At 60.8% G+C, this 25,553-nt stretch carries 18 protein-coding genes; 1 reads left to right on the forward strand and 17 read right to left on the reverse strand.

Annotation, left to right across the window (positions count from 1 at the left end; all coding sequences use genetic code 11):
* Window positions 1–4: 4 nt before the first annotated feature.
* From NR164_RS02295 to tssA, 12 genes are all read right to left on the reverse strand, one after another.
* Window positions 5–652 carry a DUF3540 domain-containing protein gene (locus NR164_RS02295; RefSeq protein ID WP_198864345.1) on the reverse strand — a complete coding sequence of 216 codons (648 nt, stop codon included), beginning with the start codon at window positions 650–652 and terminating at the stop codon, window positions 5–7.
* Window positions 649–1,611: a pentapeptide repeat-containing protein gene (locus NR164_RS02300; RefSeq protein ID WP_256822223.1), complete on the reverse strand. Its 963-nt coding sequence runs from the start codon at window positions 1,609–1,611 to the stop codon at window positions 649–651. The genes NR164_RS02295 and NR164_RS02300 overlap by 4 nt, the downstream gene beginning before the upstream one ends.
* On the reverse strand, window positions 1,604–4,198 hold the full coding sequence (locus NR164_RS02305) for a pentapeptide repeat-containing protein (RefSeq protein WP_256822224.1): 2,595 nt from the start codon (window positions 4,196–4,198) through the stop codon (window positions 1,604–1,606). Before NR164_RS02305 ends, NR164_RS02300 begins: the two co-directional genes overlap by 8 nt.
* Before the next feature lie 42 nt (window positions 4,199–4,240).
* Window positions 4,241–6,868: a type VI secretion system Vgr family protein gene (locus tag NR164_RS02310; protein ID WP_256822225.1), complete on the reverse strand. Its 2,628-nt coding sequence runs from the start codon at window positions 6,866–6,868 to the stop codon at window positions 4,241–4,243.
* Between the two features lie 36 nt (window positions 6,869–6,904).
* Window positions 6,905–9,637, reverse strand: a complete 2,733-nt coding sequence (gene tssH, locus NR164_RS02315) for a type VI secretion system ATPase TssH (protein WP_256822226.1) — start codon at window positions 9,635–9,637, stop codon at window positions 6,905–6,907.
* Window positions 9,638–10,645 carry a type VI secretion system baseplate subunit TssG gene (gene tssG, locus NR164_RS02320; protein ID WP_079443810.1) on the reverse strand — a complete coding sequence of 336 codons (1,008 nt, stop codon included), beginning with the start codon at window positions 10,643–10,645 and terminating at the stop codon, window positions 9,638–9,640.
* Window positions 10,609–12,324 carry a type VI secretion system baseplate subunit TssF gene (gene tssF / locus NR164_RS02325; RefSeq protein WP_104903192.1) on the reverse strand — a complete coding sequence of 572 codons (1,716 nt, stop codon included), beginning with the start codon at window positions 12,322–12,324 and terminating at the stop codon, window positions 10,609–10,611. The genes tssG and tssF overlap by 37 nt, the downstream gene beginning before the upstream one ends.
* A 3-nt stretch (window positions 12,325–12,327) precedes the next feature.
* On the reverse strand, window positions 12,328–12,747 hold the full coding sequence (gene tssE, locus NR164_RS02330) for a type VI secretion system baseplate subunit TssE (protein WP_226926231.1): 420 nt from the start codon (window positions 12,745–12,747) through the stop codon (window positions 12,328–12,330).
* A 70-nt stretch (window positions 12,748–12,817) separates the two neighbouring features.
* Window positions 12,818–13,306, reverse strand: a complete 489-nt coding sequence (locus NR164_RS02335; RefSeq protein WP_017849099.1) for an Hcp family type VI secretion system effector — start codon at window positions 13,304–13,306, stop codon at window positions 12,818–12,820.
* A 159-nt stretch (window positions 13,307–13,465) separates the two neighbouring features.
* Window positions 13,466–14,950 carry a type VI secretion system contractile sheath large subunit gene (tssC, locus tag NR164_RS02340; protein ID WP_017849098.1) on the reverse strand — a complete coding sequence of 495 codons (1,485 nt, stop codon included), beginning with the start codon at window positions 14,948–14,950 and terminating at the stop codon, window positions 13,466–13,468.
* A gap of 3 nt (window positions 14,951–14,953) precedes the next feature.
* The gene (gene tssB / locus NR164_RS02345; protein ID WP_017849097.1) at window positions 14,954–15,451 is read right to left on the reverse strand and encodes a type VI secretion system contractile sheath small subunit; all 498 of its coding nucleotides are present in this window, start codon (window positions 15,449–15,451) and stop codon (window positions 14,954–14,956) included.
* Window positions 15,452–15,549: 98 nt separating this feature from the next.
* Complete coding sequence (gene tssA / locus NR164_RS02350; RefSeq protein WP_256822227.1) at window positions 15,550–17,100, reverse strand: type VI secretion system protein TssA; 1,551 nt, start codon at window positions 17,098–17,100, stop codon at window positions 15,550–15,552.
* A 638-nt stretch (window positions 17,101–17,738) separates the two neighbouring features.
* Between tssA and NR164_RS02355 the strand changes: the two genes are divergently transcribed.
* Complete coding sequence (locus tag NR164_RS02355) at window positions 17,739–18,794, forward strand: helix-turn-helix domain-containing protein (protein ID WP_079443806.1); 1,056 nt, start codon at window positions 17,739–17,741, stop codon at window positions 18,792–18,794.
* Here the strand turns inward: NR164_RS02355 and NR164_RS02360 are convergent.
* The 5 genes from NR164_RS02360 to NR164_RS02380 all read right to left on the reverse strand — a co-directional run bounded on the left by NR164_RS02360 (window position 18,788) and on the right by NR164_RS02380 (window position 25,442).
* A complete protein-coding gene (locus NR164_RS02360) occupies window positions 18,788–20,065 on the reverse strand; it encodes an MFS transporter (protein ID WP_079443805.1) in 1,278 nt (425 codons plus the stop codon). The genes NR164_RS02355 and NR164_RS02360 overlap by 7 nt on opposite strands.
* 296 nt (window positions 20,066–20,361) lie before the next feature.
* A complete protein-coding gene (locus NR164_RS02365) occupies window positions 20,362–21,588 on the reverse strand; it encodes a RhtX/FptX family siderophore transporter (RefSeq protein WP_017849093.1) in 1,227 nt (408 codons plus the stop codon).
* A 13-nt stretch (window positions 21,589–21,601) separates the two neighbouring features.
* Window positions 21,602–23,092, reverse strand: a complete 1,491-nt coding sequence (locus NR164_RS02370; protein WP_241561573.1) for a PepSY domain-containing protein — start codon at window positions 23,090–23,092, stop codon at window positions 21,602–21,604.
* Entirely contained in the window at window positions 23,089–23,370 is a 282-nt protein-coding gene (locus NR164_RS02375) for a hypothetical protein (protein ID WP_126585247.1), read from the reverse strand. Before NR164_RS02375 ends, NR164_RS02370 begins: the two co-directional genes overlap by 4 nt.
* Window positions 23,370–25,442, reverse strand: coding sequence for a TonB-dependent siderophore receptor (locus NR164_RS02380; protein ID WP_372340278.1), 2,073 nt, complete (start codon window positions 25,440–25,442; stop codon window positions 23,370–23,372). Before NR164_RS02380 ends, NR164_RS02375 begins: the two co-directional genes overlap by 1 nt.
* Between the last annotated feature and the right edge of the window lie 111 nt (window positions 25,443–25,553).

Consider the following 25,553-nt stretch of genomic DNA (forward strand, 5'->3'; position numbering starts at 1 on the left):
GATCTCACCCCAGCTTGATGCTGTCGCCATCAATGGCAACGCTACGTTGTGCATTCAGGTCCAGCGTGTCGGCCTGCACGCTCCAGTCATCGCGCACGCGCTGGCGCAAAGAGCCGGAATGAAGTTCTTCATGGCCTTCGACGCGACGGCGGCTGTCAGCAAAATCCGCCTCGTGGCGCACGGCCTTTTCGCGGTGATAAACACTGCTGTCGTGGCGCTCGACCCAGTGGTTCTGAAGATGCTCGCCACTCATGGCCAGGGTGCCGACAGTCAGATGGGCACGCTGCATCTGCACACTGCCCTGCTCGGCGCACACCCGTAATGCGATACCGGCGTCAAGGCTCACGCCGTCGCGGGCCTGAATGCTCAGCGCGCCGGCGGGCAGGCTCAAATGCAGGTCACCCTCCAGATGCATACGCGCCGGTTGAGCGATGGCGCGTTCCAGCACGCTAAGGATGTAACCGCCTTGCGCGTCCAGGCTGACCAACACCTTGTCCCCCACTGCCGGACGCACCAGGCAACCGAATGCGGGTTTTAGCCAATAGCGGCGGCCATCGCTGCTGACCACGCCGAAACGCTCGCCATCCAGTGCGTTGACCTGTGCATGCCGCAATTGAGCAGCGGCAGCGCAATATTGCGGGGCTTCATTCATCTCGATTTTCCTAAAGAGGCAGGCTGCCATTGCTCGGCGGCGAGGCGTTCGGTATCTACGGGCTGGATGGCCTGGGGGTTGCTCTGCTGCCAGTCGGCCTGGGTGAAATCAGCGGCATGGGCATTCATGCCGGTCACGTCGGCGGCGACGAACGAGGCGCGTGGCGCAAGCAACGCGGTGCAATCGGCATAACGCAACAGGGCGCGGTCAAAGCGCGCGCCTGGCATCTGGGCGTCGATCAGGATGGCCATCTCCAGAACGGCATCACTGAAATCGACCGAGTCAAAATGGCTGGCATTGAACAGAGCGCCCTTGAGATGGGCACCGGCAAACATCGGCGCGGTTCCCTTGCTGCGGTAGAACGACGCGCCCTCGGCCTGCACGGCATGAAAATCGGCCCCGCTCAACGACGATTCATCGAAGGCACACTGCTGCAACGACGCCAGACCGAAGCGCGCCTGATCGAGTTGGCAATCGATCAACCGTGCCTTCGCAAAATGCGCCGACTGGGCATCAAGGCCCGTCAGATCGCAGCGGTTCCATTGGGATTTGCTCAACTGGGCGGCTGCCAGCCTGATACGCGGTACGCGGCACTCCGCGAGCGTAAACGCCTGTAGCTGCGCGCCCGACAGATCCAGATCCTCGCCGTGGCATTGCGCCCAGCTGGTCTTGTTCCAACGCACATTCGTGAACAATGCGCCCTGCAATGAACACTCGTTCATGTACAACGAGTCCGCAGTGCTCTCGGAAAAATCAGCGCCGTCCAGGCGGCAGTCTTTCCAGTGGCTTTGGGTCAGCATGGCGCCATTGAATTGCGCGCCACGCGCATCCACTTGTTCCAGGCGCGCGTTGCTCAAATCGACACCGCGATAGTCGCCCCCAGCCAGATTCAACGCGCGCAAGGGCTGCCAATCCGCCAGCAATGCCCTTAGACGCTCGGCACTTAATACCTCAAGCATGAGTCAGGCTCTCCTTGAGTCGGCAACGCGTCATCAATGCCTGCTCCAGGCGCACACCGCTGCCGTGTACAGCGTCACTGGCCAAGCCATGCAAGTTGCTGCCACTGAGATTGGCCTGCTCCAGGCATACCTTGCGCAAGCGGCCGTTAAGCAGGTTGGCGCCAGACCAATCAGCGCGACTCAAGTCACATCCCGACAGGTAGGCACCTTGCGCGACCATTCCGACACCGTCGGAATCACTCAGGTCGCAACCGCTCAGCAGCGCGTCGTTAAGCCGTGCGCCGCGCAGGCTGGCGTGATTCAGATCGGCGTCTTGAAAACTGGCAGCGGTCAGGTCGGCATCGTCCAGGCGCACACCCGGCAAAACGCAGTGAGCGGCCAGGCGCAGGTTCTGCAGGTTGCACTCGCGCAAGTCCAGGTCGCGGCCCACCACCTTGGCGAAATCGGCTTTGCTGAGGTTGGCGCGGCGCATGTCCGTCGCGTCCAGTGTGCAGTCGTAGAGCTTGGCTTTGTGCAGGTTGCTGTCGGTGAGTCGTGCGCCGCTCAGGTCGCACTTATTGAGGCGTAGTTTGCTTAGATTGGCGTTGCTCAGTTGAGCCTTGTCGAGGCTGCATTCGTTGAGTTGGGCTTGTTGCAGGTTGGCTTCGGTGAAATCAGCAGCGGAGAAATCACAGTTCTGAGCGCGGATATCGATCAAGCTGGTGCCGCAGAACGAAGCGCCTTGGCATAGAACCCTATGAAACATTGCGTCCTGCAAGCGCGCCTTGCTCAGATCCGAAGCACCCAAGTCGCAGTCGATGAACTGACAGTGGCTCAGATCGGCGTTCTGCAGTCGAGTGCCATTGAGCTTGCAACTCACAAAAGTGGTATTTCTCAGGTCAGCGCTGCTCAGATCGATTTCGCAAAGATCAAGGCTCTCCAAACTGAGGTCTTGCAGCGTCTTACCTGCCGCGTGCAATGCCAGCAGCCGCTCACGGGTCAGACTGCAGTATTCAGGAAGCGGGAGAATGGGGGCGAATTGGATTCGATCAGCCGCCAGCGCTTTGTTCATGACGCTTAAAACACGGTCTATCTCACCTTCCACGGCTTGAGACTCTGCTATGGCGGCAGTCAGTTTTTCCTTGGCTTGCGCCTGCTGGTCTGGAGGCAGCTCCAGGCGCTCAAGCATGTCCATGATATCGACCTTCGGTGCTGGCTGTTTAGCACGCGCCAACGCTTGCTCTGCATCTATGCCCAGCCGGGTCATCATCTGCTGGGCATACTCCATGCCTTGGGCCTTAGCCTTGGCGATTTCCGAATCAATTTCCAGCGCCAATGCCTCGGGGTCAAAGGGCTTGAGGGGGCGCATCGGTTCGCGCATCAGAACCGTAAAGTCCGTTTTCGCTGACGGTGGGTAATCGGTGGGGTTGAAAGGCAGGTTCATGCGAGTCGCCATCATCTGAGCGTATTGCATGCACTGCTCATGAGTTGCGCTTAACTCTGCATATTGCGCATCCGCAACGGCCTGCAAACTGGCGATTATCGGCCCGGAGTCGAACGGGGTTGGTTCGACAGGCGCAACCTTGACCGACTCGACGGGAGGGCGTGGCCAAAGCCGCTCAATCCAGACTTGCGCGTCCAGCACCGGATCACCCGCTCGCTCGAGGGCCATAGCCAATTTGACGATATCTTGCGCATCTATATCGAGTACCGGTACTTCGACGCGGTACAGCAGAAGAGCACTTTGCGCATCAGGGAACAGCCATACCGTATCCAGGTCCATCGACATTTCGGTAACGGGTACACGCTTATCCGCACGCTCAATAAACAGCCGTGGCCGCAGGCCCGGCAATCGCCCGGCGACCCTGGCCTCGGTAGGGTGCATGCCTGAGATCGACCAGGCTTCGTCGCCACGCCAAAAACCGGCGTTGCATTGGTCCTGCGCCACTTCATCGAACCAGCGCGCATCAGTATCCGTCGGTAAGAATGGGGCGCGATAAGCAGTCCAATGCTCGTCAAGGGTGCCCATATACTGGCGGCGCTCAGCACTTTGTACTGGCAATGGCAAAAAACTCGCCAGGGCTGGCCGATCATCGGGGTCAACAACTGTGGCATTCGCCACTTCCAGTTGTGCCAACGGCATTCCTTGCGCGGCGTCCACCTCCGGATAATGGCCTTTGCCTGTCGGATTATCTGGCCACTTATTACCGCCATAAGCGCTTTCAAAGTCCAACGGCAGGTTATCCAGTTGACCGCTCACAACGGACGTCCAACCCAGAGGCCCTTTGCGCCATTGCCGCGGCGCGAGTACATGCAATGTTTTTTCCATATCCCCCAGACGCACCCGCACCGCCATGCCACCCCGTTGCACATCGGTCAACGGATAAGCCTTACCCTGTACGGCAAATGTGCCTCGACTTTTCTTTAAACCCCGATCAAGCATCTGCTTGCCAAGTCGCTCGGTTAACCAGGCCCAAGTTTCCCCAGCGGCCATTACCTGATCTTCAGCGTCCACCAGCAGACCCAGGGTGACGACCACGCAATGAAGGTCCAGTGGTTTGGCATTGGCGAGCAATAAAAGGCTGGCCTGTTCACATTTGAGCTGCATCGGACTCTCCGAATAGGAAACTTACGCCTCTTTTTTTCCGTATCACGGCGCGGCAGCGGGCGGCGCAGCAGCATCGCCCGCTGCCGCGACCGCATCGGCGGCGCCATCAAGCAGGTCAACGGCGCCGTTTACAACCGCATTGGCTCCGCCCGCGGCCACTTTCACCGCAGCAAGACTTGGGCGTGATGCTAGCTTCAGACTTAACAGGCTGGGGCTGGGGGCTAGTTCAAAACACGGAAATTCCTGTACTTGATCCGACGTGATCGTTGCACCCACTATAGTGCCGCTGACTCTCATGAACTTATTAAAAAAGGCGTTACCGCAAACTTCTAAGTCCCCATCCACAAGAACATCACCAGTAACATGCACCTGGCCTTCAAGATGTATAATCTTGTCCGACTTTATGACAATCCCTGCCGCATTGATAAGTATGCTATTCCCACCCAGCTTGATCTCATATGAAGTTACATTTTCATGGCAGTAAATATCTGTATTCTTCAACTCCATCTTTGAGTTGGACGCTCGAACTATATGCATTCCTTTCAGATATTCTGAATTTTTAATACTCGCCTTATGATACTCCCAGGCACTGTTGCCAACGCTTTTCTTATACAGACTGTAGTCAGCCGAAAGCGAAACCAATCCAAGTTTCACTGACACGCCAACCCCGTAGAGAGAGAGACTTCCGCTGGCTATATTTACGTCACCCTTCAATTGAAGCATTGAAGTTGTAACGTCTAATTTTGTGCTCAGTTTTGGGTTGGTTATTGCGTCTTTGAAATTATCAAATCCGCTTTTCTCTGATGCGCTATTTGTTGTGCTTGGCGCGGAGGCAAGCTTGCTGCTACTTGCGGGAGTGGCAAGCCGATCTTTAAAGTTGGCACCCATCAAACTCTCTGAAGAGCTCGTCCCCGCCACCGGGGCCGGCGCATGCCCTCCCCCTATGGATTGCCAATAAACACCTGGCACCTGATGCTTATACGAACTGGACGCCAGCTGCATATGCTTGTCCGTGCGCAAATGCGCCCCACTGACATCGCCCTCACCCAAGGTAAAACTACAACCGGTGGACGCCCCCATCTTCATCATCGGCCCGGACGGGCTGTCTTCCATCGCAAACAAATGCCCACCGGGAGTGCTCAAGCCACTTTGGGTCGCGTTTTCGCCGGTGACCACATTGGGATTCTCGGAGTTGGGCACACTACCGGTGATCACCGGACGGTCCGGGTCGCCGCCCAAGAACGAAACCAGCACTTCCGTGCCTTTGAGCAGCGGGAAATTCATGCCGTGGCTCGAACCACTGGACAGCGTGGCCATACGCAACCAGGCCGAACCACGCGTCGCATTCTTCTCACCGCGAATGAACGGGAAACTCACCCTGTAGCAACCATGCTCATTGAGCAGCGGCCGACCGGTATCTTCATCACCATCCACCACCGCACTGAGCACGCCCTGCACATAAGGCCGCGGTGTCACACAGGGTGCGCGGAACTGCACGTCGCCGGGCAAGGCGATAAACCGCGTGTTGATCCCCTGCCCCGGCCCTTCCCCCTCCGACCCCAGGCCCGGCAACGGCTGATAACCGTCGTGGTGAACTTCAATCACCTGATAACCGGCATTGAACAGCGGACGCGGGTGGCCGACTAACAGCATCGGATAACCGGCGCGCAACCCCGTGGCTCGACCGCTGCCATGAAACTCCCGTTGACGGCAACCGATGGCCTGGGCGCGGCGATTGGCCAACCATTGCCCCTGTTCGAGCGAACCGAAGTGCTCGCCATACAACCCTTGTCCGCCGATAAATACAGACGAACCAGAGACGGCCTCTCGTTGTGCGGTTGAGGCATCTGCGCCAAGACTGGCAGCTGCCACCGAAGCATTGACCTCTAACTTCAACTGCGCGTTGCTCGCGGAAAAGTCCTGGAGCGTGACCCCCGCTGCTTGCCGCACGAGTTTGCGCTCGAAGGTCCGCGCCACCGCCAGGACCCGGCCTACATCCAGTTCCGAATCTTGGCGGCGATAGGTCAGCAGGCTGGGGAGTTGCGGCTGGTACAGTCGGTCGCCACAGAACACCAGCGCCTCGCCGTCAGGCCCCTGTTCAAAGAAGTAATACACGCCGAAATATTCAAGAAGACGTGAAATAAAGGCGAAACTGGTTTCTTCGAACTGGCAGGTAAACGTCGCCTGAGTCAGCGGATCATCGGCCAGCGGCAGGCGGATATCGAAGTCATACGCCGAACCGGGCAAACCGTTCATACCCGGCCCTTCGACAGTCAGGTCGGCCAACTTGAGCACGTCGCGAATCAGCTCCGGCAGACTTTTGTCCAGCCAGATTTCCGAAAAGCGGAAATGCCGCAACTGCACGAAGCGCGGTTCCAGCACCACGCGGTAGTAGTAATACAAGGAATCGGCGTCGAGATAATCCACCTCCGTGACCACGCCCTGATAGGGATGCGGCTGCCCCAACGCATCGCTCAGGGTCAATATCGCCCGGTTGCCCAGCAGCGCTTCGTCGTCGAACAATGGATTGATCGTGGCCAGCCGAACCTCGAAGCGATAGGGCTGAGAGAGCTGTTCCTCGCCCTGCCACTGCTGTACCCATAATGTTTCGAGCAGCAGCGAGGGTGCCAGGCTGCCGAAAGTGCAGAGCGCATGATCATTGAGAGCCATCAATCAATCCTTGTTCTTCAGTCGGTAAACGAGCGGTCACTCTAGGGGCTCAAGCAGCGCTTCACGCTCGGGTAAAGACCTGATCGCATCGACGTCTTGCGTGGTAATGATCCACTCGCCGCGCGCATCCACCGCCACATGCAACCCAGCCAGCGGCCGCTGATCGGCAATCGCCCCCAGCAACACGTCAGACAAACGCGGCGTCAGGCTTTTGCGCAGGATGAAGTCGATATTGCGCGCCCCGCTCTCCACTTCCGTGCAGCGCGCGGCGATGGCGTCGGCGACCTCTTCTGCAAACGTCAGACGGACTTTCGACGACGCCAGCAGACGCTCGCTGAGCCGGCCCAGCTTGAGGCGCACGATACCTGCCAGTTGCGCGCCACCCAGGGTGAAGAACGGCACGATGGTCATGCGCGCCAGCAGCGCCGGTTTGAAATGCCGGGACAGAGTCGGGCGGATTTTTTCCGCGAGGGTGTCCGGGTCGGGCCGCCCGTCGACGCACAGGTTCTGGATTTCTTCGGTGGCCAGGTTGCTGGTCAGCAGCACCACGGTGTTGGAGAAATCGATCTGCCGCCCTTCGCCGTCGGACAGGCTGCCCTTGTCGAAGACCTGATAGAAAATGTTCACCACGTCCAGGTGGGCTTTTTCCACTTCATCGAGCAACACCACCGAATACGGACGCTTGCGCACCGCCTCGGTCAACATGCCGCCCTCGCCGAAGCCGACATAGCCGGCGGGCGAACCCACCAAGCGGCTGACGGTGTGCTTCTCCTGATACTCGCTCATGTTCACCGAGATCATCGCCTGTTCGCCGCCGAACAGATGTTCGGCCACAGCCAGAGCGGTTTCGGTCTTGCCGACCCCCGACGGCCCGACCAGCAGGAACACACCCAAGGGCTGTTGCGGATCGCGCAGGCCGGATTGCGCGGCCTTGAGGATTTCCGCGATCTGCTCGACGGCGGTGTCCTGACCGCGAATGCGCGTCTTGAGGTTGTCGGCCAGGGCCAATACGCCGCCCGCCGCATCGCGCAGCACTTTGCCCAGCGGCACGCCGGTCCAGTCGGAAACCACCTGGGCAATCGCATCGGGACTGACTTCGGTGAACAGCAACGGCGCGTCGCCTTGCAGTGCGGCCAGGGTTTCACGGGCCTGATCCAGCTCGGCCTGACGTTCCTCCAGCGAGGCCAGTACCTGCACTACCTCGCCTTCGGCCGGAACCGGCAGGTCCTGTGCTTGCAGGGTCAGTTGCTTGCGTGCTTCAAGGACGCGCAGCGCCGCGTCGCGCTCGGCCAGCCAGCGGACTTCCAGCGCCACCCGACGCTCGTCAATCTCAGCCTGTTCGTCGGCGATATCTATCAGGCGCTGGTCTTCCACAGGAAAACCATTGCCACGGTCGCGCTCCAGCGCGCTCTGTTCACGCGCCAGACCGGACAACTGCCGCTCCATGCGCTCCAACTCGGCAGGCTTGATGCCCAGGCCGATGCGTACCCGGGCGCTGGCGGTGTCGAGCAAGTCGACGGCCTTGTCCGGCAGCAAGCGCCCGGTGATGTAGCGATCGGACAATTCGGCGGCGGCGACGATGGCGTCGTCGCGCACGCTGACCCCGTGGACTTTTTCGTAGTGCCCCTTGAGCCCGCGCAGGATCAACACTGCGGTTTTGACACTCGGCTCGTCCAGCTTGACCAGTTGGAAACGACGCGCCAGGGCCGGGTCTTTCTCGAAGTACTTCTTGTACTCCGACCAGGTCGTGGCGGCGATGGTGCGCAGCTCGCCACGGGCCAATGCGGGTTTGAGCAGGTTGGCCGCATCCGAGCCACCCGCCGCGCCGCCGGCGCCGATCAGCATGTGCGCTTCGTCGATGAACAGGATCACCGGCGTGGTGGACGCCTTGATCTCTTCGATGACGCCACGCAGGCGGTTTTCGAACTCGCCCTTGACGCTGGCGCCCGCTTCCAGCGCACCGAGATCCAGGCTGAGCAAACGTGTGTTTTTGAGGAAGTCGGGGACTTCGTCCTGGCTGATCAACAACGCCAGGCCCTCCACCACGGCGGACTTGCCCACACCCGGCTCGCCCACGGCGATGGGGTTGTTTTTACGCCGCCGGGCGAGGATGTCGATCATCTGGCGAATCTCATCATCGCGCCCGAAAATCGGGTCGATGCGCCCCGCCGCTGCCTTGGCGGTCAGGTCTTCGCAAAAGCGCGCGATATTGTCTTCGGCTGCGGGCGCACTGCCGCCGGCGCCGGCCAACGAAGCAGAGGCCGCGCCGGTCTGCAGGCTGTCCAGCGGACCTTCGCTGGAGCCGCCCAACAGTTGAGCGAACTCTGCGGTCAGGGCATCGGTGGAAATCGGCTTGAGCAGTTCGCCGTAACGCGTGCCAGCGCTGTAGTAGCCCAGGCGCGATACCAGCGCCAGCAGCAGCGAACCTCCGCGAATCCGCCCGCTGCCGACCACCAGCGAGGCAATCAGCCAGGCGTCCTGAATCCATTCGGTGAGCAGGCCAGCGAACACCGGACGTCCCGGGTTGCCGTTTTTCAACTGCGCCAGGCCCTCATCCAGCAGCGCACGCAAGCGCATCGGATCGATCTCGAAGCGCACGAGAATGCGCGTCGTATCGGCATCCGGATCTTCCAGCAACTGGCGCAGCAGGTGCTCCAGGGAAATCTCGTAGTGAGCGCGCGCCAGGGTCTGGCCCGCCGCGTTCTCCAGGGCCTTGGTGCTGTACACATTGAGCCGTGCGAACAGCGGTTTGAGTTCTACCTGAATCATCTAGCGAGCCCTCTCTTCGAGCATTGGTCCGTGTTCGGCCGTCAGCATGAATACAACGTCGTCCTGTGTGTCTCCGTCACCGAGCCAGGTATCCAGGCCCAGCCGCTGCCAGCCGCCGCCCAGCGAAGCGCACTGCTGCTTATCTGCCGCAAGACGCATGACCAGACGGCTGCGTAGCGGCGTCTGCAAATACAATCCCACCAAGCGTTCGAGCTTTTGATACAGCGCCTGCCCCGGCAATAACCCGTGAAAACGCTCGGTACTCAGTGCCGTCAGGCGGATATCCAGGGTGCCGCTGCGGTCCATGACTTCACGACCGAGCAGGCTGTTTTCGCCCAACACCCCGCACTGCATGCCCAGGTAAGTGCGTGCCGTGCGGTCGATCCGCAGGCGCGTCTCGACACACGGCACGACTTCCACCGTCACATCGCTGAGTACCGCCTTGACCAACTGCTGCAGCCCCAGGGCCGAGCGCGGGTACTGGTTGAACAACCCGGCATACCGCAGCAAATCGGTGGATTGATCGCGCTGCTCCGGACGCGCATCCGCAATGCCGATCAGCGCCTGCAACTGACGCAGGCTCTTGACGTCGCGCCGCTCGGTAATGTCGATCCAGATCCGGTGCTTTTCCCAGGCACGGAACAGCAACGGATAGAGCGAGGCATGCAGGATGTCGAGAAAGTCACGTCCCGCAGAGTGGCCCAGCAGTTGCTCGTCGATCAGGTCTTCGGTGTAAAACGTCGGCAACGGCGAAGTGACGCCATACAGCCCGAAGAAGTTGGCCTCGATCCGATAGCGACCGTCGTCGTCCTGCTCGATCCCTTCGATATCCCGCAGCGGAAACCCGAGCCCCAGCCGCGGCCGGACCCGCACGTTGTCGACGAAGTGTTTTTCGCTCGGAAAACGTAGGCGCAACAGGCGCAAGGCCTGGAAAAACCCGAACTCGCCGCCGTCATCGAGCAGCGGATCGATCACAACAGGCGTTGGTGCCCGATCTTCGCTGGCCATTTCAAGGTCTCGTGGTTGACGCTGTCGAACAGCGTGAAGGCGGTAAAGCTGTTGATGGCCGTACAGCCGGCGAAAAACTCATCCAGCACACAGCCGAACAGGTAGAAATTGCCGGGGCTGAGGAAATAGTCGCCCCGGCACTCGACCCGGACCACACTGCCTTCGATCGGCAACCCGCGAATAAAACGCCGCTCGTGGCTGACGGTGACTTTTTCGATGGCATCGATGCGCCGCTGGTTGGCATCCTGGGCCCCTTCGCCGACGCTCGGCAGATACAGCGCGAGCAGGCCGCGCAGGTAGTCGCGATCGGCCAGGCGGAAGTGGTTGGCATTGAGCTGCGAGAGCATGCGCCACAGCAACTTGTCGTCGAACTTGGGCGGCTGGCACGGCGTAATGCCGCGAATGCTCTTGAATTCGACCCTGGGCGGCGTGTTGTCGGTGGGCTGGTTCAAATCCCCCAGGCGCAGGCTTTCTGGCAGCTTGCCATTGGTGCAGAGCAAGCCGATGGACAAGGTCATCTCGCCCGGCACTTTGCCTTCGCTGTAGGGCAGGCTCAGATAGTGGTCATAACCTTGGGCATCGATGCTCGAGGCGCGGATGCGCAGGTTATAGGTGTCGCGCTGCGAGAAGGTATTGAACGGCTCCAGCAGCCGCTCCCCGCCTCCAGCGGAATAAGCACTGACCTTGAGCACCGAATGAATCCGCATGCTCATGCGCTGACCATGGTCGGCAGGCTGGATGCGATAGTCGACTTGCTTGTGGTCGATGCGCAGCGGGTGTGCATCCTGGGCGAACAGATTGATCGCCGGCGTCACCCCCAGCAAAAAGCTGTTGGCCGACAGGTTCGGTGTCCAGTCCGGCAGGTTCTCGAACATCAGGCGCACGCTGAAGCGCCCGTCTGCGCCTCTGGCTCGCCACTGTTTGAAGCCGCGAAGCTCGATAAACAGGAATTTCTCGGGCAGCGCGAAGTATTCCTGCAGGCACCGATAGGCCGGGTGCGCGGTATCGGGAAACGGCAGCAAGGCGTTGCTCGCATCGAATCCCAGGCCACGCAAATGGCTGGCCGGCAACACCGTCATGGGCTGCTCTTGCGCAGAGATACGAATCTCGCGCAGGTTGAGCTGCAACAGACGCAATAACTTGGAGCCATCGACCAGGCCATCCCCCAGATAGAAACGCAGGCTGTCGGCCAGCCAGCTATTCGGGTCAGCGGTGGTAAAAGCGAAGTCCAGGACCAGGCTGCGCTCTTCACCGGCGCCGCCGTCCCAGCGGCTGCCGAGCAGTTGCAGCGGCTCCAGGTCGACCGCCGCGGTACTGCTAAAGCGCACGCGCTGGCCATCGACCGGCACCGAGGCAATTTCGCAGCCGGGCTCGATACGCGTAACCTCCTGCAATGCCGTGCGCGGCTGAAATTGCAGCAGCGTCAGGCAGGGCAACGGTTGCAGGTAATGGGGATAGAGCAGCTGCGCCAACTCTTGAATGAACTCGGGAAACTCGTCGTCCAACCGTTGGCGAACCATCCCGGTAAGAAACGCCACGCCTTCGAGCAAGCGTTCGACGTCCGGGTCATTGGCCGAGTCCACCCCCAGCAGCGGCGCCAGGGCCGGGTTGCGGCGGGCAAACTCATCGGCCAGACGCCGCAGTTGGTTGAGTTCACTTTGATAATGGCTGTTGAGCATGACTTAGTGCATCGCCAGGGACACGCGACCGTCCGAAGACACACGCGTTGCCAGGTGAATAGGAATGTCCCGATCGTCGATCGACACCACGCCCTCAAGACTGAAACTCAGCGACAACACTTCCTGGGCACCTTCGGCGACCAGAATGCGCGGCGATTTCAAGCGAGGCTCGTAGCGGGCGATCATGCGCGTCATGTTCTCGATTATTTGCGTGGTCTCGCCGGTCGCAAACGAACCGGCCAGATTGGTGAAGTCGGGTACGCCAAACTCGGCGTCAATCGGCACGCTGCCGCGCCGGGTATTCAAAATGCGTTGCAGATGCTGGACGATCGACTGCGTCAACACTTCAGCCTGGGTCAGGTGCGTGCGACCGGTTTCGGCCTGCAGGCTTGTGATGCGCTCCAGCAATCGCTTTTCTCTCAACGCGGTGTACCTTCTGCAATAACAAGAACACCGCCCTGGACCAGGGCGGCATTGAACTGTCGAGCCTGGCTTACGCTTTTGGCGCCAACCACGAGTCTTCGGCTTCGATACCGTCCGGCACCCAGGTCCAGACGATTTTTTCGTAGGTGATGCCGATGTCTTCCATATGGCCCATTTGCTTGAACTCAGGGCTCAACACGTTCGGCACCCAGGTGCGGGCCGAAACGAGCACGGCATTGCTCAGGGTGATGGTGTAGTACTTTTCTTCGGTGCCTTTAGGCGAGATCCGATAGAACTCCAACACAACAGACTTGAGCTGCTCGCCGGAAGTCAGGGCTTGCAGCAGCTTTGGAGAAGACTTATCGATTTCCTTGGTCAGGGTCATGCCCTGGTGGACACGCTTGCCGGCAGGCAGGCCGGTCTGCGGGTTCTTGGGAATATCGATCAGGTGTTCGACGGCCTGAACAAGGATCTTTCCTTCATGACCGGTAACCGTGCTGGAACCTTCGATCTTGCCTTGGTTCTGGCCTTCGATACTCAAGTAGCATGGCATTGGCATAACGTGTACTCCGGGTTTAATCAGTGAGTTTTCAGGCATCGATCAGCGCCTCTGGCCCTGTCTCGCTGCGTTGAATCCATCTTATGGAAACGCCGAGGCAATGACCCTCGGGTGAACACCTGAATGGGCAACGGCGGCGTTGCCCATTCGCGCTACCGATCAGCTCTTGTCGAGCTTGCCCACCAGCGACAGCGTGAAAGACGCGCCCATGTACTTGAAGTGCGGACGGACTTTCAAACCGACGCGGTACCAGCCTGGATCGCCTTCGACGTCGCTGACGGTAATCTCCGCCTGACGCAGTGGGCGACGGCTGCGCACACCGGCGGCGGGGTTATCCATGTCGGCCACGTACTGGCGAATCCAGGTGTTGAGTTCGGACTCCAGGTCGCCACGCTCTTTCCAGGTGCCGATGTTTTCGCGCTGGATGACCTTGATGTAATGGGCCAGGCGACTGACCACAAAGATGTACGGCAGTTGGGTGCCCAGCTTGTAGTTCAGCTCGGCTTCCTTGCCTTCTTTGTCATTGCCGAAGAACTTGGGCTTCTGGCACGAGTTGGCGGAGAAGAACGCCGCGTTATCGGTGTTCTTGCGCATGGTCAGTGCGATAAACCCCTGCTCGGCCAGCTCGAACTCGCGACGCTCGGAAATAAGCACTTCGGTCGGGATCTTGGTCTGGGTTTCGCCCATGGCCTCGTAGTTGTAGATCGGCAAATCACCGACGGTGCCGCCACCCTGTGGGCCAATGACGTTGGCGCACCAGCGGTACTGGGCAAAGCTGTCGGACAGGCGACTGGCAAAGGCAAACGCAGCGTTGCCCCACAGGAAGTCCTGGTTGCCGCCACCGACGTTCTCGTTGTAGCGGAACGTCTTGGCGGGGACCGTGTCTTCGCCATAGGGCGTGCGCAGCAGGAAGTGCGGCAATGTCAGGCCAACGAAACGCGCGTCGTCGCTTTCACGAAAGGCATTCCATTTGGTGAACTGCGGCCCCTCGAAGACGGCTTGCAGATCCTTGAGATTGGGCAGGTCGGCAAAGCTGTCGATGCCGAAGAACTGCGGGCCGGCCGCGGCGATGAAGGGCGTGTGGGACATGGCCGAAATCGCGGCGACCGACTGCAGCAACTTCATGTCCTGCGGGCCGGGGTTGAACTCGTAGTTACCGATGATCGAGCCGAACGGCTGGCCGCCGAACTGGCCGAACTCGGCGGTGTACACCGCCTTGTACAGACCCGAACGGGTGATCTCCGGCGCATCCTCGAAATCTTCGAGCAGCTTCTCTTTGGACACGCTGAGGATTTCCAGCTTGTTGTTCTCGCGAAAATCCGTGCGGTCGACCAGAAACTTCAGCGAGCGCCAGGACGACTCCAGCTTCTGGAACTGCTGGTGGTGAATGATCGCGTCGACCTGCCGGCACAGCTTGGCATCCAGCGTGGCGATCATGTCGTCGATCAACCCGGCGCTGACCTTCTCGGCCTGCCGGGCCGGCTCGAGCAGTTCGGTGACAAACGCTTCGAGGCCCTGACGGGTGACGGCATACGCCTCGTCGCCCGGCTTGACGCGCGTCGCTTCCACCAACTGATCCAACAGGGAAACCGACTCGACCGCCTGGCCGGTCGTGCTCGCTGCCTGACTCTTTTCTTCGCTCATGGGTTATTCCTTGTCCTTTACGCCAAGTTCCGAGAGCAAACGCTCGCGGGCCCCGTCATCGTTCATCAGGGCCTGCAGCTGCTTGCGAAACTCCGGCAAGTTACCCATCGGCCCTTTCAAGGCCTTGAGCGAATCCCGCAGGGCGATCAGTTGCTGCAACTCGGGAACCTGGGCCACGATGGCATCCGGCTCAAAATCGCGAATGGACTGGAAGGTCAGCGAGACCGGGATCTGCTCGTCCTCCGGCGCGTTTTCCGCCAGATGATTGGGTACCGCCAACTGCAGGCTCAGGTTCTGGCCCTTGAGCACATCGGTGAAGTTGTCTTTGTCGACGCGGATCGGTTTGAGGTCTTCAACCGGCGTGTCGTCTTCACGCAAGGTGAAGTCGCCGATCACCAGTTGCTTGAGCGGCAGCTCGACCTGTTCCTGCGCGCCGCCGGTGTCAGAGCTGTAAACAATATTGACGCGCTCTTTAGGCGCGACCGAACCTTCACTAGCCATTAAATCTCACTCCTGTTTACCGGACTCGCTCAACGCAGCCGTTAGAAAACTCATGGCATGGATATGCACACGCCTGCCAGGTATTGCCTGTTGCCCATTCAACTTGCCGGCGGGCTGGCCAAACGCCAGAACGCCGGCAAATCCATTGCAGCCAACTGTTGCGCCCACAGCGCTCTCGAACCGCCGTCGTCATGCGCCAGTGCCAACTCCAACAACGGCCGGACCAGCTCCGGCTCCCAACGATCGAGGCCCTGCTCCGTCGCTTCCTGGAGCAACACATCCAAGGCAACACCCAACTGAGCGCGCGGGTCGAAACGCTGTAGCAGATGGCATTGGGCAGCGCGCAGGCGAAACCGCTCGCGGCCGCTGCCGGCCTCTCGCACGGCGCTCTGCAAACGCGCCAACGCTTCGTTCAAACGGCCTTCGGCGGCATCACGCGCGACTTCATCGATCAGCGTTTGCAGCCCATCCGTGGCGCCGCTGCCGGCCGTCGGTGCCAAACCTTCGAGCCAACTGCGGGTCGCGCCATCGGCGAACGGCTGGCCGTCGGCGAATGTCAGCTCGACCAGCGCCGGCAGGCGCGCCAGAAAATGACGGGTTTCCAGGGCCAGGCTGGCAGCACCGGCCTGCGCCGCCGAACCGAGCCTCAAGAGCGCGGCGTGACTGGCCCGATTGAGGTCCAGCCAGCACGGATAACTTGGTAACCGACCTTCGCAAAAACGCACGATGTCCAGCGGCTCGCCAACGCTCTGCAAGCGGCTGAAACTTTCGAGTTCCGCGTCCGAAGGCGGCGGCACGCGTGTCGTGTAGCCTTGCGCAGGAGGGACCTGCTCCAGGGTCGTCCACGCCAATTGGCGATTGAGGCGAAACAGCAACGGCAAGGTCGCCCGAGACTCCAGGCAAAACCCCAGCAGCGGTGCAAGCGAGGCAAACACGCTATTGACCGCGTTCTCGATGGCTTCATCGCTCTCAAGACGGCCCAATGGCGGAGCCGGCACAAGGGCCGGGAGCGGCGCCGAAGGGGCGTGCGCAACCGGCGTCGGGAGCGCTGTAGGCGCATCGACTGCCGCTGGAACCTCTTCCGCCGTCACCGCTATTGGCTCGACACCCGCTTGCACGGGCAACTGCGATAGGCGACGACGCAACGCAAAAAAACTCGGGCCGTCGGCGTCCCGGTCGCGCCAATGGCGATCGATGGCGTCCCAGTCTTCGAGCAACTGCGCCAATTGTTCTCCGGGCACCGCTTCGAAGTTGGCTTCAAGTTTGACGGCGAGCCACTCGAGCATCCACTCGGCCTGGTTGCGCCGGGCACGCAATCGAGCCGGCGGCGGGGTCAGGGTCTCCCAATACAACTCGAGCATTTCGCGCACTATATGCACGCCGGTCGCCAGGCCGGAAATGCCTTGCAGAGTGGTCCAGGCACATAACAACCAGACCGCGGCATTAAAGTCCTTGCCCTCTTCTCGCAGCACTTTTACACAGGCATCGGCGACTTTCTGCCAATCCACTCCGGACTCGGCGTGGATATTGTTCAATTTATCCACTTCGATTTGCGCGAGGGAAAAAGCCAGCCCTTCCCGAGGATTAACGCCTGCAGGATGAGTCAAACTGATCGCAAACGAACCTACTTCCCGGTCGAGGCAACTCATCCGTTACTCCTTACTTCAATAGGTTGTTTGATACATCGTTGCCGCGTAAAAAAAATCGCCGCCGATGCCGGGTTGATTTATGCAGCGGTGACGATCTTCATTGATTGATCCAAGGCCTGAAATTCCGCCCACCGCGGCTGTAATCCGCCAAGCCAAAGCCCCGCGCGTTGAAGCGTCGGACAAGCATGTGTCAGCCAAGGCGCCGGGGCCATCGGGTGAACACCTGAAGTACTCGCCGGTTTAACGTACCCGTTCAGATCATCGCGCCGAAAATAACAAGACCAATACCCAGCGCACTTTGCTTGAGAAACAAGCGCACGCGTTCACAGCGTGGAAACACATAAACGCTGTCAAATTCGAATTCGCGTCAATCTATCAAGCGCCTTGCAGATGGCTTGACCCTGCGTTGCAACTTTTCAATTATTTTCAGGCGCCCGGCCCCGCTCTTGCCGCCGCCAGAAAGTGCGCAACAAGTTGGATACAAGAGGGATTGTCATTACTTTCATGGAGAAACCGGTTATAAGGAGCACAACAACCCATTCTGACTGGCTGCCGCTAGGCAGCACGGACGTACAGTGGGAAGATGCAACGCCTGTTCACGGGGCGTGAACATAGGCTTTCCGGGTTGTAGTGAATCCATGAACAAACCAGCCTCACTGATATGCGCCCCTAAACACGTCGGCTCCAGGCACGCCCATGATCACTTCGAGGTCAGCGCCGAGCCGGTTGCCAACCAACTGCTGGCCTGGCGTGATCGGGTCGGACACGTCATCGACGTCCTGCCTACATCCCACGCAACCACCACGCCCTTCAACGCGAGCATTGACCGCTACAAATTGGGTGATCGCGTCTTCACCGACTGCTCAAGCGACGCCTTGTTGCTCGACCGTTCGATTGCGCGCATCTCTACCGACAAGGTCCGGGACTATGTTTTCCAGGTCTTCACCCAAGGCGCAATGGAGTCCATTCGAGGCGGCCCTCAGGAACATGGCGCGTCCGCCAGGGCGAGCATCGTTGCCATGGACATGAACCAGCCGATCAAAATGAGCCGGGGGCGTTGCCGCGTATTGACCTTCTTTGTCTCGCGCCCGGTGGTGGAAGCGGCGCTGCCGCATGCCGAGTCGATCCACGGGCGTGTCTTCGAGAATACGACGCCTATGACCCAATTGATGATCGAGCACGTCGAGGCGTTTTCCAGAAAACTGCCGGTTATCAGCAGCGCCGAGGCCGCGTCGACATTCGATACCGCCGTTCAACTCATGCTCGCAGCCTTCTCGAAACAGGCCAAGCTGGGTGGGCACGTGCGGGCGGCGGCGCGCAGTGCGATGTTCGATAAAGCCAGGCGTTATGTGCAGAACAACCTGTATCAACCCTGGCTGACGCCAGAGTACGTGCTGATGGCCATGCAGCTACCTCGCGCCACGCTCTACCGTCTGTTCCAGCATGAAGGAGGGTTGGGTCGTTACATCCTCAACTGCCGCCTGCGTGAAGCCGCGGACGAACTGGTGCGCTATCCTGACCGCCAGGTGATTGAGATCGCCTACAGCCTGGGCTTTAACAGCGCATCGGCGTTTACCCGCGCGTTTCGTCGTCGCTATGACCTGGCGCCGCAGGACCATCGCCTGATGGCTGCACAGCGAATGGGCAACGCTATGCCGGGGCACCGTAACGTCGCTGGCCGAATCGATCAGTGAGCCGGCTGGCGCGCTGGAAATTTCAGCAGTGCGAACAGGCTGACCAATAGCGCGCCCAGCAGATACCAGGAAGGCGCCATTGCGTTCTGGGTAACTCCGATCAACCACGTCACAAAAAACGGGCAGAACGCCCCGAAAATCGTCACGCCGAAACTGTAGACCATCGACATCCCCGTGGCCCGGTGATGCGCCGGAAAAGCCTCCATGATCATGACGGTAGCGACGCCGTTGTTGCCCATCGCGACAGCCGAATAGATGCCGATGATCAGCAAGGAAGCCAGCTCGCCGACCCCATGGGTCAAGGCCAGGAACACCGGATAGACCAACAGGATGCTGAGGATCATCGTCACGTATTGGGTCGGCTTGCGTCGCGGCAGCCGGTCGGCGAACCGCGCAAACAATGGCGCGGCAATGAACAGCATCGCGCTGGAAAAGCACGCCGAAAGCAAGCTCATGCTCGGCGACAGGCCTAACGTGCGGACCAGATAGGTCGGCATGTAGAGCACCATCAGGTAGATGCTTGCGGTGGGGGTTGCCATCATCAAGATCCCCAGCAATAGCTGGGGGCGGTGGTTTTTCAGCAAGACACGCAGCGACGGCGACTGGATACCACTCCGTGTTGTCTCCACCATATTGCGCCGAATGAACCACCCAAACGGCGCAATCAAAAGCCCAAGCACGAAAGGAATACGCCAGCCCCAGGCCAGCAACTGTTCGGGAGTCAGCAATGCGGTCGTGGTGGCACCGACAACCGCCCCCACCAAAACCGCGGCCGCCTGGCTGGCAGAACGCCAACTGACCAGATAGCAGCGTTGATTGCGCGCCGCCAGCTCCATCAGCACCACGGACGACACGCCGATCTCCCCTCCGGTCGCGAACCCTTGCAGCAACCGCGAGAGCACCAGCAACACCGTTGCGGTGACGCCGATCGATGCATGCGTCGGCATGAACGCGATCAAGGCGGTACCGGCTGCCATCAATAGGTTGGTGACATTCAAGCCGGCTTTTCGCCCTTTGCGGTCGGCGAGGTTGCCGATCACGATTGCGCCCAGCGGGCGCATCGCGAAACCGATGCCAAACGTCAACAATGCCATCAGCAACGAGGCGAACGAACTGTCCGATGGGAAAAACAGCTTGCCAATGATCACGGCAGAAAAGCTGTATACCGTGAAGTCGTAGATCACCAGGCCATTGCCAACGACTGTCGCCAGTATCACCTTCTTCGATTGCCTGAAGGTCACCGGACAATCGCCAGATTCAAGATAAGACATTTAGGCCGAGGTCCCGTCGAGTCAATCAAAGCGCGCTGGGTAGCGAACACGTGGGCCCAAAAGGCCCCTCATGGGCACGTTGGGCGCTAACAGCTCGATCGACGGGCTATTGATTTGTAGTAGCGTCCTGGCGGGAGCATCCTACGGAACAATATCAGGCTTGTATGTACCCCTTTTATAACGCCAGCAGGCGCGCACTCACTGCGGCTCCGCGCCGCACGCTTGATGTCGGAAGATCACGAGCGCTCGCACTGATTGACCCGTTGAGCGCCTTTGACGATCGCCCAACCTATCAATCAGCCCGCGGCTCTTTCCCCCACACGGTGACGTGACACATTCAACGCCACCAACGACGCCAGGATCGCCATCACCATCCCCGCAAGAAACCCACCGCTATACCCCGCCTGCGCAGTCAACCCCACCAGCAAGGTCGAAGACAGCATTTCCCCCAGATCACGCGTGCTTTGCACGGCGGTCATGTCCGTACCGGCCTGGTCGCTTTGCGCGGCGAAGGCCATGGAGGCAGTCATGATCACCACCGAGGTGGCGCCGGTCGCGAACGAGCCCAGGCCCACGGCCAACCAGATCAGTCCGGTTTGCGTGGCAAGCATGCCGTTGGCTTGCAGCAGCCAGGTCAACGCGGCAGCGCCGGCCATGCCCACCGCCAGGATGAACGTCGGCCACAGCCCCAACACCCGGATCAACCACGCACCACCGCCGCAGCCGAGGACGATGGTGACCACGCCGCCGCTCATGCCCAGTTGGCCGATAGCCTGCAAGGACCAACCGGCGTCATTCAGGAACAGCTTTGACAAGCCAAAACCCGACACTGACGTCATGGCCGACAACAAGGCGAGTACCACCAGCGCCAGCGCCTTCGGCCGCTTGATAAACCGCCATAATGAGGCATGCGCCACATCTGGCTGTTTTTCCTTGGCCGGTGCCACGTGCAGCCAGCCGACGCACACCAGACTCAACAACGGCACCAAAGCCAGCAGACTGAACGCGCTGGTTTGCCCCAGGTAGCCGCTAAGCAGCAAGGTACCGGCGCCGCCAACGAAGAAGCCGACCATGGTGCCGCCCACTTGGATGGCGTTAATCCGCGCGAGCATGTTGCCGCTAAAGTACTCGGCCGCCATGCCGTCGGTGGCGATGTCCTGGGTGGCGCTGGCCAGCGAGGCAACAATCAGCAGGCCCACGGCGATGCCTGCCGTCTCGACGCGCAGGCCGATGCTTGCCAGGCAGGCAATGCACAGCAGCACCAGTATCTGCATGGGAATGATCCAACTGCGGCGCCGTCCCAGGCGTGGGCTCCAATGGTTATCCACCTGGGGCGCCCAGAGGAACTTGACCACCCACGGTATCCCCACCAACGGCAGGAAGGCCAAGGCGTGGAGCGCCGCGCCGTCATGACGCAGCAGGGTCGGCAAGGCGTCCATGGCGATGCCGAAGCAAATGCCTTGGGACAGGTACAACAGTGCAAAGGTCAGCACCATGCGCCAATGTTTCAACAGATCCAGCATTACAAGTCTCCCCTCAGGCAACATTGGCGGCGGCAGCCCGTGCCGCGCGCGTAAAAGAAATCAGGCGCCGCAATGCCCACAGGGCACTGGCCGCGCACAGCAGCAACACAAGATCGATGGGCCATAGCGGCACGCTGCCTTGTTTCAGGCTGCCGGCCAGGTGCAGCAGCGCCGCCGCCAGGAAGCCCAGGCCCGTCACGGCCAGCAGCAGGTGCAGAGGTTGACGCCTGGGGGGCATCAGGCAGGCCAGCAGCAGGCTGGCAAGCCAACCGCCCCAGAACCACCACGCCAGGTTGGCACTGCCCAGCGCCCCCGCGCAGAGCAATACCGCCGTGGCCGCCAGCAACCCGCCACCGCCGCCGATCACCAGGCGCAGTAGCACCTGCCAACCGCCGCCGGCCTTGAGGCGCCGACGCTCCAGCCACAGGTACAAGCCGCTGAGCACCAACCCCGCCGCCGCCAACGCCATGCCGAAATGCACGGCACGCAGCAGTGACCCGCCAACAGGCACCCAGCGGTAGTCGGCAAAGTGCAGCGGCTGCACCGCAATAAACGCCTGCAACCACAGACCGCGCCCGCTGGCGCTGCTGGAGCCGACGGCGAGGCCGTCAGCGGCGCGATAGGCATGCCGTTCAAAGACGGCCGTACTGGGCAGGCCTTGTTGGATACCACTCACTTCCACCCAGGCATCCGGCTCACCCCAGTGGTGCAAGGCGACGTTTTGAGCAGAGAACCCCGGATGGGCGACGGCGTCCTCGCGCAGCAACTGATCCAGATCGACCGCCGGCGCCGAAGCCGTTGTTCGGTCGACCTGCGGCGGCGCCCCCAGCAATTGCATGAACGCTTGCTGCGGCGCGCCCGGGAACGCCTGCGCGGCAAGACCCAAGGTGCCGAGCGCCCCCAGGCCGGACAACGCGCCAGTGATACCAAACAGCAGCAACCAGGGCCCGCACCAACGGCCGATCAGGCTGTGCAAGTCATGGGCGAACACCCGTGCCCCACGGTCGCGCCGCAGGCGCTTGAGGTCTTGCAGGCGCCCACTGTGTAATGCACTGCCTGCCCAGATCATCAGCAACAACACCACGCCCAACAAGCTGATCAAAATCCGGCCGGGAAAACCGATGAACAGACTTTTGTGCAGGTTGAACAGGATATCCGCCGCGTTGCCTGACGCCAGCTCACGGCCGCTGACGGGGTCCAAGGCGACCGTGCAGTCCTTGGGCGATGCACACAACTCGACCACCGAGTGGCTACTGTCCGGCAAACGAATGCGCAATTCACCGAGCGCCAGGCCGCGCTCGCGAGCGATAGCCGGCCATTGCGCGACCGGTAGCGCCGGCCCGTGAGCCAACGCCGCCGGGCCGCGAAACCAGGCGCGCAAGTCTTCATGGGCCATGCTCCACGCCCCCGTCAGCAGGATCACGAACAGCAGTACCCCAAACACCCCGCCTGCCCCGGCGTGTACACGCTGAACCAATGCCCTCGGTGCGCCCATCAGGTTCATCGCCAGGCTCCATCCCAAAGCAGCCAGGGCGTAAACAGCAGCAGCCAGACGCTGGAGCGATACACCACGCGCTTGCGATCCGGCGCCAGCAACGACCACAGCAGCACCGTCACCAGAAACCCCAAGCCCAGGAACACGCCGGCATACAGCCGCTCCAGCCCACCGCCCCACGGATAATGCCGCGCCAGCAGGACGGCCAGTTGCAGGCTGCTGAGCACACTGCCCGCCAGCGCCAGACAAATGCGCAGCGGCCAGGAACCGAGGGCCGGCGCGGCCATCAGAACGTACCTCGCAGGGTCAGATTGAGGCTGCGCGGTTCGCCATAGCGGTTGTTCCAATTGACGTTGGACAGGCTCTGGTAGTACTTGCGGTCCGCCAGGTTGTTGCCGTTGACCGCGGCAGTCCAATGCTCGTCGATGCGGTAGGCGACCCGCGCATTGAGTAAGGCATAGCCGCCCTGCTCCAGGGTCACAGCGCCGGATTGGGTGGAGTAATTACTTTGCGCCTGCACGCCGGCACCGACGCTCCAGCGGCGGTCCTGCCACGGCAACTCGTACTGGGTCCACACCCGCGCCATGTGGCGCGGCGTGAAGCTGGCATAGCGCTCACCCGAAGCGTTGGTGTCCTTGAGGTACTCGGTGCTGGTGTAGGTATAACCGGCGGAGACGTTCCATTCGGGGGTGATATAACCGCTGCTCTCCAGCTCGAAGCCCTGGCTGCGAACCTTGCCGCCGCTGATGTAATAGGTGGTCGGCCCCACACCCGGGTGGTCCGGATCGACCTGCGGATTGTTCTCCAGGTCGATACGGAACACCGCCAGCGACACATTCAAACGCCCGTCCGCCAACTCGCCCTTGATCCCGGTTTCATAGGTCTTGCCCTCCACCGGTTTGAGCAGGTCGCCGCTCCAGGTTTGCCCGGTCTGCGGCTGGTAGACCTCGGCGTAGCTGGCGTACCACGACCAGTTCTGCGCAAAGTCCCAGATCAAGCCGCCATACGGGGTTATTTCCCGGCCGGGGGTGAAGTGGCTGGTCGGCGCGTTCTGGTCCCACCAACTGGCCCGGCCGCCGATGACCAGGGTCAGCGGATCGAGCAGTTTGTAGCGGGTCAGCGCGTAGACGCCCTTGGAGGTGGTCGTCGTGGAACCGGGCGATGTGTAGGCGCCGATCCCGGGTTTGGGCACACTGCTCGGGTCCCAGCGATAGACATTCACCGGCACGTTTAGCGGCGTGGTGAACTGGGCGGTGCGCTGCTCGGTTTCGCCGTGGCTGTAGTTGGTGCCCAACAGCAACTCATGGCTGCGGCCAAACAACGAATACGGCCCATTGACCGAGGCATCCACGCTCTTTTGGGTGCTGCTGAATTTATACGCAGCGCCCATCAAGCCACCGCCATCGCCGGTGAGCGGGTCGATGGCGCCAAAAGCACCGGCATAGCGCAGGCTTGAGTCGGCATCCTGGTATTCGGCGGCGACCTTGGCTTTCCAGTCGTGATCCAATTGATGCTCGAGAGAGCCGAACACCCGGCGCGTGGTCCACTTGAAGCGGTCCCAGTCCACGTCCAGATAGGTGGAGCGCGACAGGTTCAGGCTCGACCCGTCCTTGGCCATGGGCACGCCGGCCATGTTGGTCACCGAATCGATGGTCTGGTATTGCGCGCCCAGGGTCAGCAGGGTGTCGGGGCTCAGGTCGAATTCGGTGATGCCGTAGAGCAACTGGGTGTCTTGCTTGCCGACATCGTAGAAGTAGTCGCGATCCTCGTAGGCCGCCACCACACGCCCACGCACGTTGCCAGTCTGGGTCAGCGGCCCGCCGACATCCACTTCGCCACGGTAACGGTCCCAGGTGCCGCCGCTGAGGGTGGTGCTGGCGGCGAATGCCTTTTGTGGGCGCTTGCGCACCAGGTTGACCGTGGCCGCCGGGTTACCGCTGCCGTGCAGCAAACCATTGGAGCCACGCAGGATTTCGACGCGCTCATACACCGCCATGTCCTGAGGCGAACCGGCGGTTTCACCGAGCATCGCCGGCACGCCATCCAGTTCGAAAGAGTTGATCTTGAAGCCACGCACGTAGTACGCGGTGGTCAGCAACTGGAACGGCTGCACCGTCACGCCAGTGGCCTGCTGCATCACTTCATCGAGGCTGAACAGGTTTTGCTGCTCGATGCGCTCATGGTCGATGACGCTCACCGACTGCGGCGTTTCCCGCAGTTTGAGCGGTAGCTTGCCGATGGTGGTCACGCCGGGCGGGGTCACCTCGCCCGAGGTGTCGTCACCCGCGACCTTGATGTCAGGCAATTGCACGGTCGCAATCGCCTGTGCCAACGGGCTCAGGCCCAGCACCAGCACCATCCCCAGTTGCGCCCCATTACGTTGGAAACCCCGCCCCGCCTTTGTTGCTCCCCGGTGTGACATTGCCCAGCCTCTTTATCGATAATAATTCGCATTAGTATCGTTTAAACG

The organism is Pseudomonas sp. Pse79 (assembly GCF_024519615.1).
Classification (GTDB): domain Bacteria; phylum Pseudomonadota; class Gammaproteobacteria; order Pseudomonadales; family Pseudomonadaceae; genus Aquipseudomonas; species Aquipseudomonas veronii.

Excerpts from the sequence above, each read along its gene's own strand:
- tssA (WP_256822227.1), bottom strand. The coding sequence starts at position 17,100 with ATGAGTTGCCTCGACCGGGAAGTAGGTTCGTTTGCGATCAGTTTGACT.
- tssB (WP_017849097.1), bottom strand. The coding sequence starts at position 15,451 with ATGGCTAGTGAAGGTTCGGTCGCGCCTAAAGAGCGCGTCAATATTGTT.
- tssG (WP_079443810.1), bottom strand. The coding sequence starts at position 10,645 with ATGGCCAGCGAAGATCGGGCACCAACGCCTGTTGTGATCGATCCGCTG.
- NR164_RS02335 (WP_017849099.1), bottom strand. The coding sequence starts at position 13,306 with ATGCCAATGCCATGCTACTTGAGTATCGAAGGCCAGAACCAAGGCAAG.
- NR164_RS02300 (WP_256822223.1), bottom strand. The coding sequence starts at position 1,611 with ATGCTTGAGGTATTAAGTGCCGAGCGTCTAAGGGCATTGCTGGCGGAT.
- NR164_RS02375 (WP_126585247.1), bottom strand. The coding sequence starts at position 23,370 with ATGGCCGCGCCGGCCCTCGGTTCCTGGCCGCTGCGCATTTGTCTGGCG.
- NR164_RS02370 (WP_241561573.1), bottom strand. The coding sequence starts at position 23,092 with ATGAACCTGATGGGCGCACCGAGGGCATTGGTTCAGCGTGTACACGCC.
- tssH (WP_256822226.1), bottom strand. The coding sequence starts at position 9,637 with ATGATTCAGGTAGAACTCAAACCGCTGTTCGCACGGCTCAATGTGTAC.
- NR164_RS02355 (WP_079443806.1), top strand. The coding sequence starts at position 17,739 with ATGAACAAACCAGCCTCACTGATATGCGCCCCTAAACACGTCGGCTCC.
- NR164_RS02360 (WP_079443805.1), bottom strand. The coding sequence starts at position 20,065 with ATGTCTTATCTTGAATCTGGCGATTGTCCGGTGACCTTCAGGCAATCG.
- NR164_RS02365 (WP_017849093.1), bottom strand. The coding sequence starts at position 21,588 with ATGCTGGATCTGTTGAAACATTGGCGCATGGTGCTGACCTTTGCACTG.
- NR164_RS02295 (WP_198864345.1), bottom strand. The coding sequence starts at position 652 with ATGAATGAAGCCCCGCAATATTGCGCTGCCGCTGCTCAATTGCGGCAT.
- NR164_RS02305 (WP_256822224.1), bottom strand. The coding sequence starts at position 4,198 with ATGCAGCTCAAATGTGAACAGGCCAGCCTTTTATTGCTCGCCAATGCC.
- tssF (WP_104903192.1), bottom strand. The coding sequence starts at position 12,324 with ATGCTCAACAGCCATTATCAAAGTGAACTCAACCAACTGCGGCGTCTG.
- NR164_RS02310 (WP_256822225.1), bottom strand. The coding sequence starts at position 6,868 with ATGGCTCTCAATGATCATGCGCTCTGCACTTTCGGCAGCCTGGCACCC.
- NR164_RS02380 (WP_372340278.1), bottom strand. The coding sequence starts at position 25,442 with ATGGTGCTGGTGCTGGGCCTGAGCCCGTTGGCACAGGCGATTGCGACC.
- tssC (WP_017849098.1), bottom strand. The coding sequence starts at position 14,950 with ATGAGCGAAGAAAAGAGTCAGGCAGCGAGCACGACCGGCCAGGCGGTC.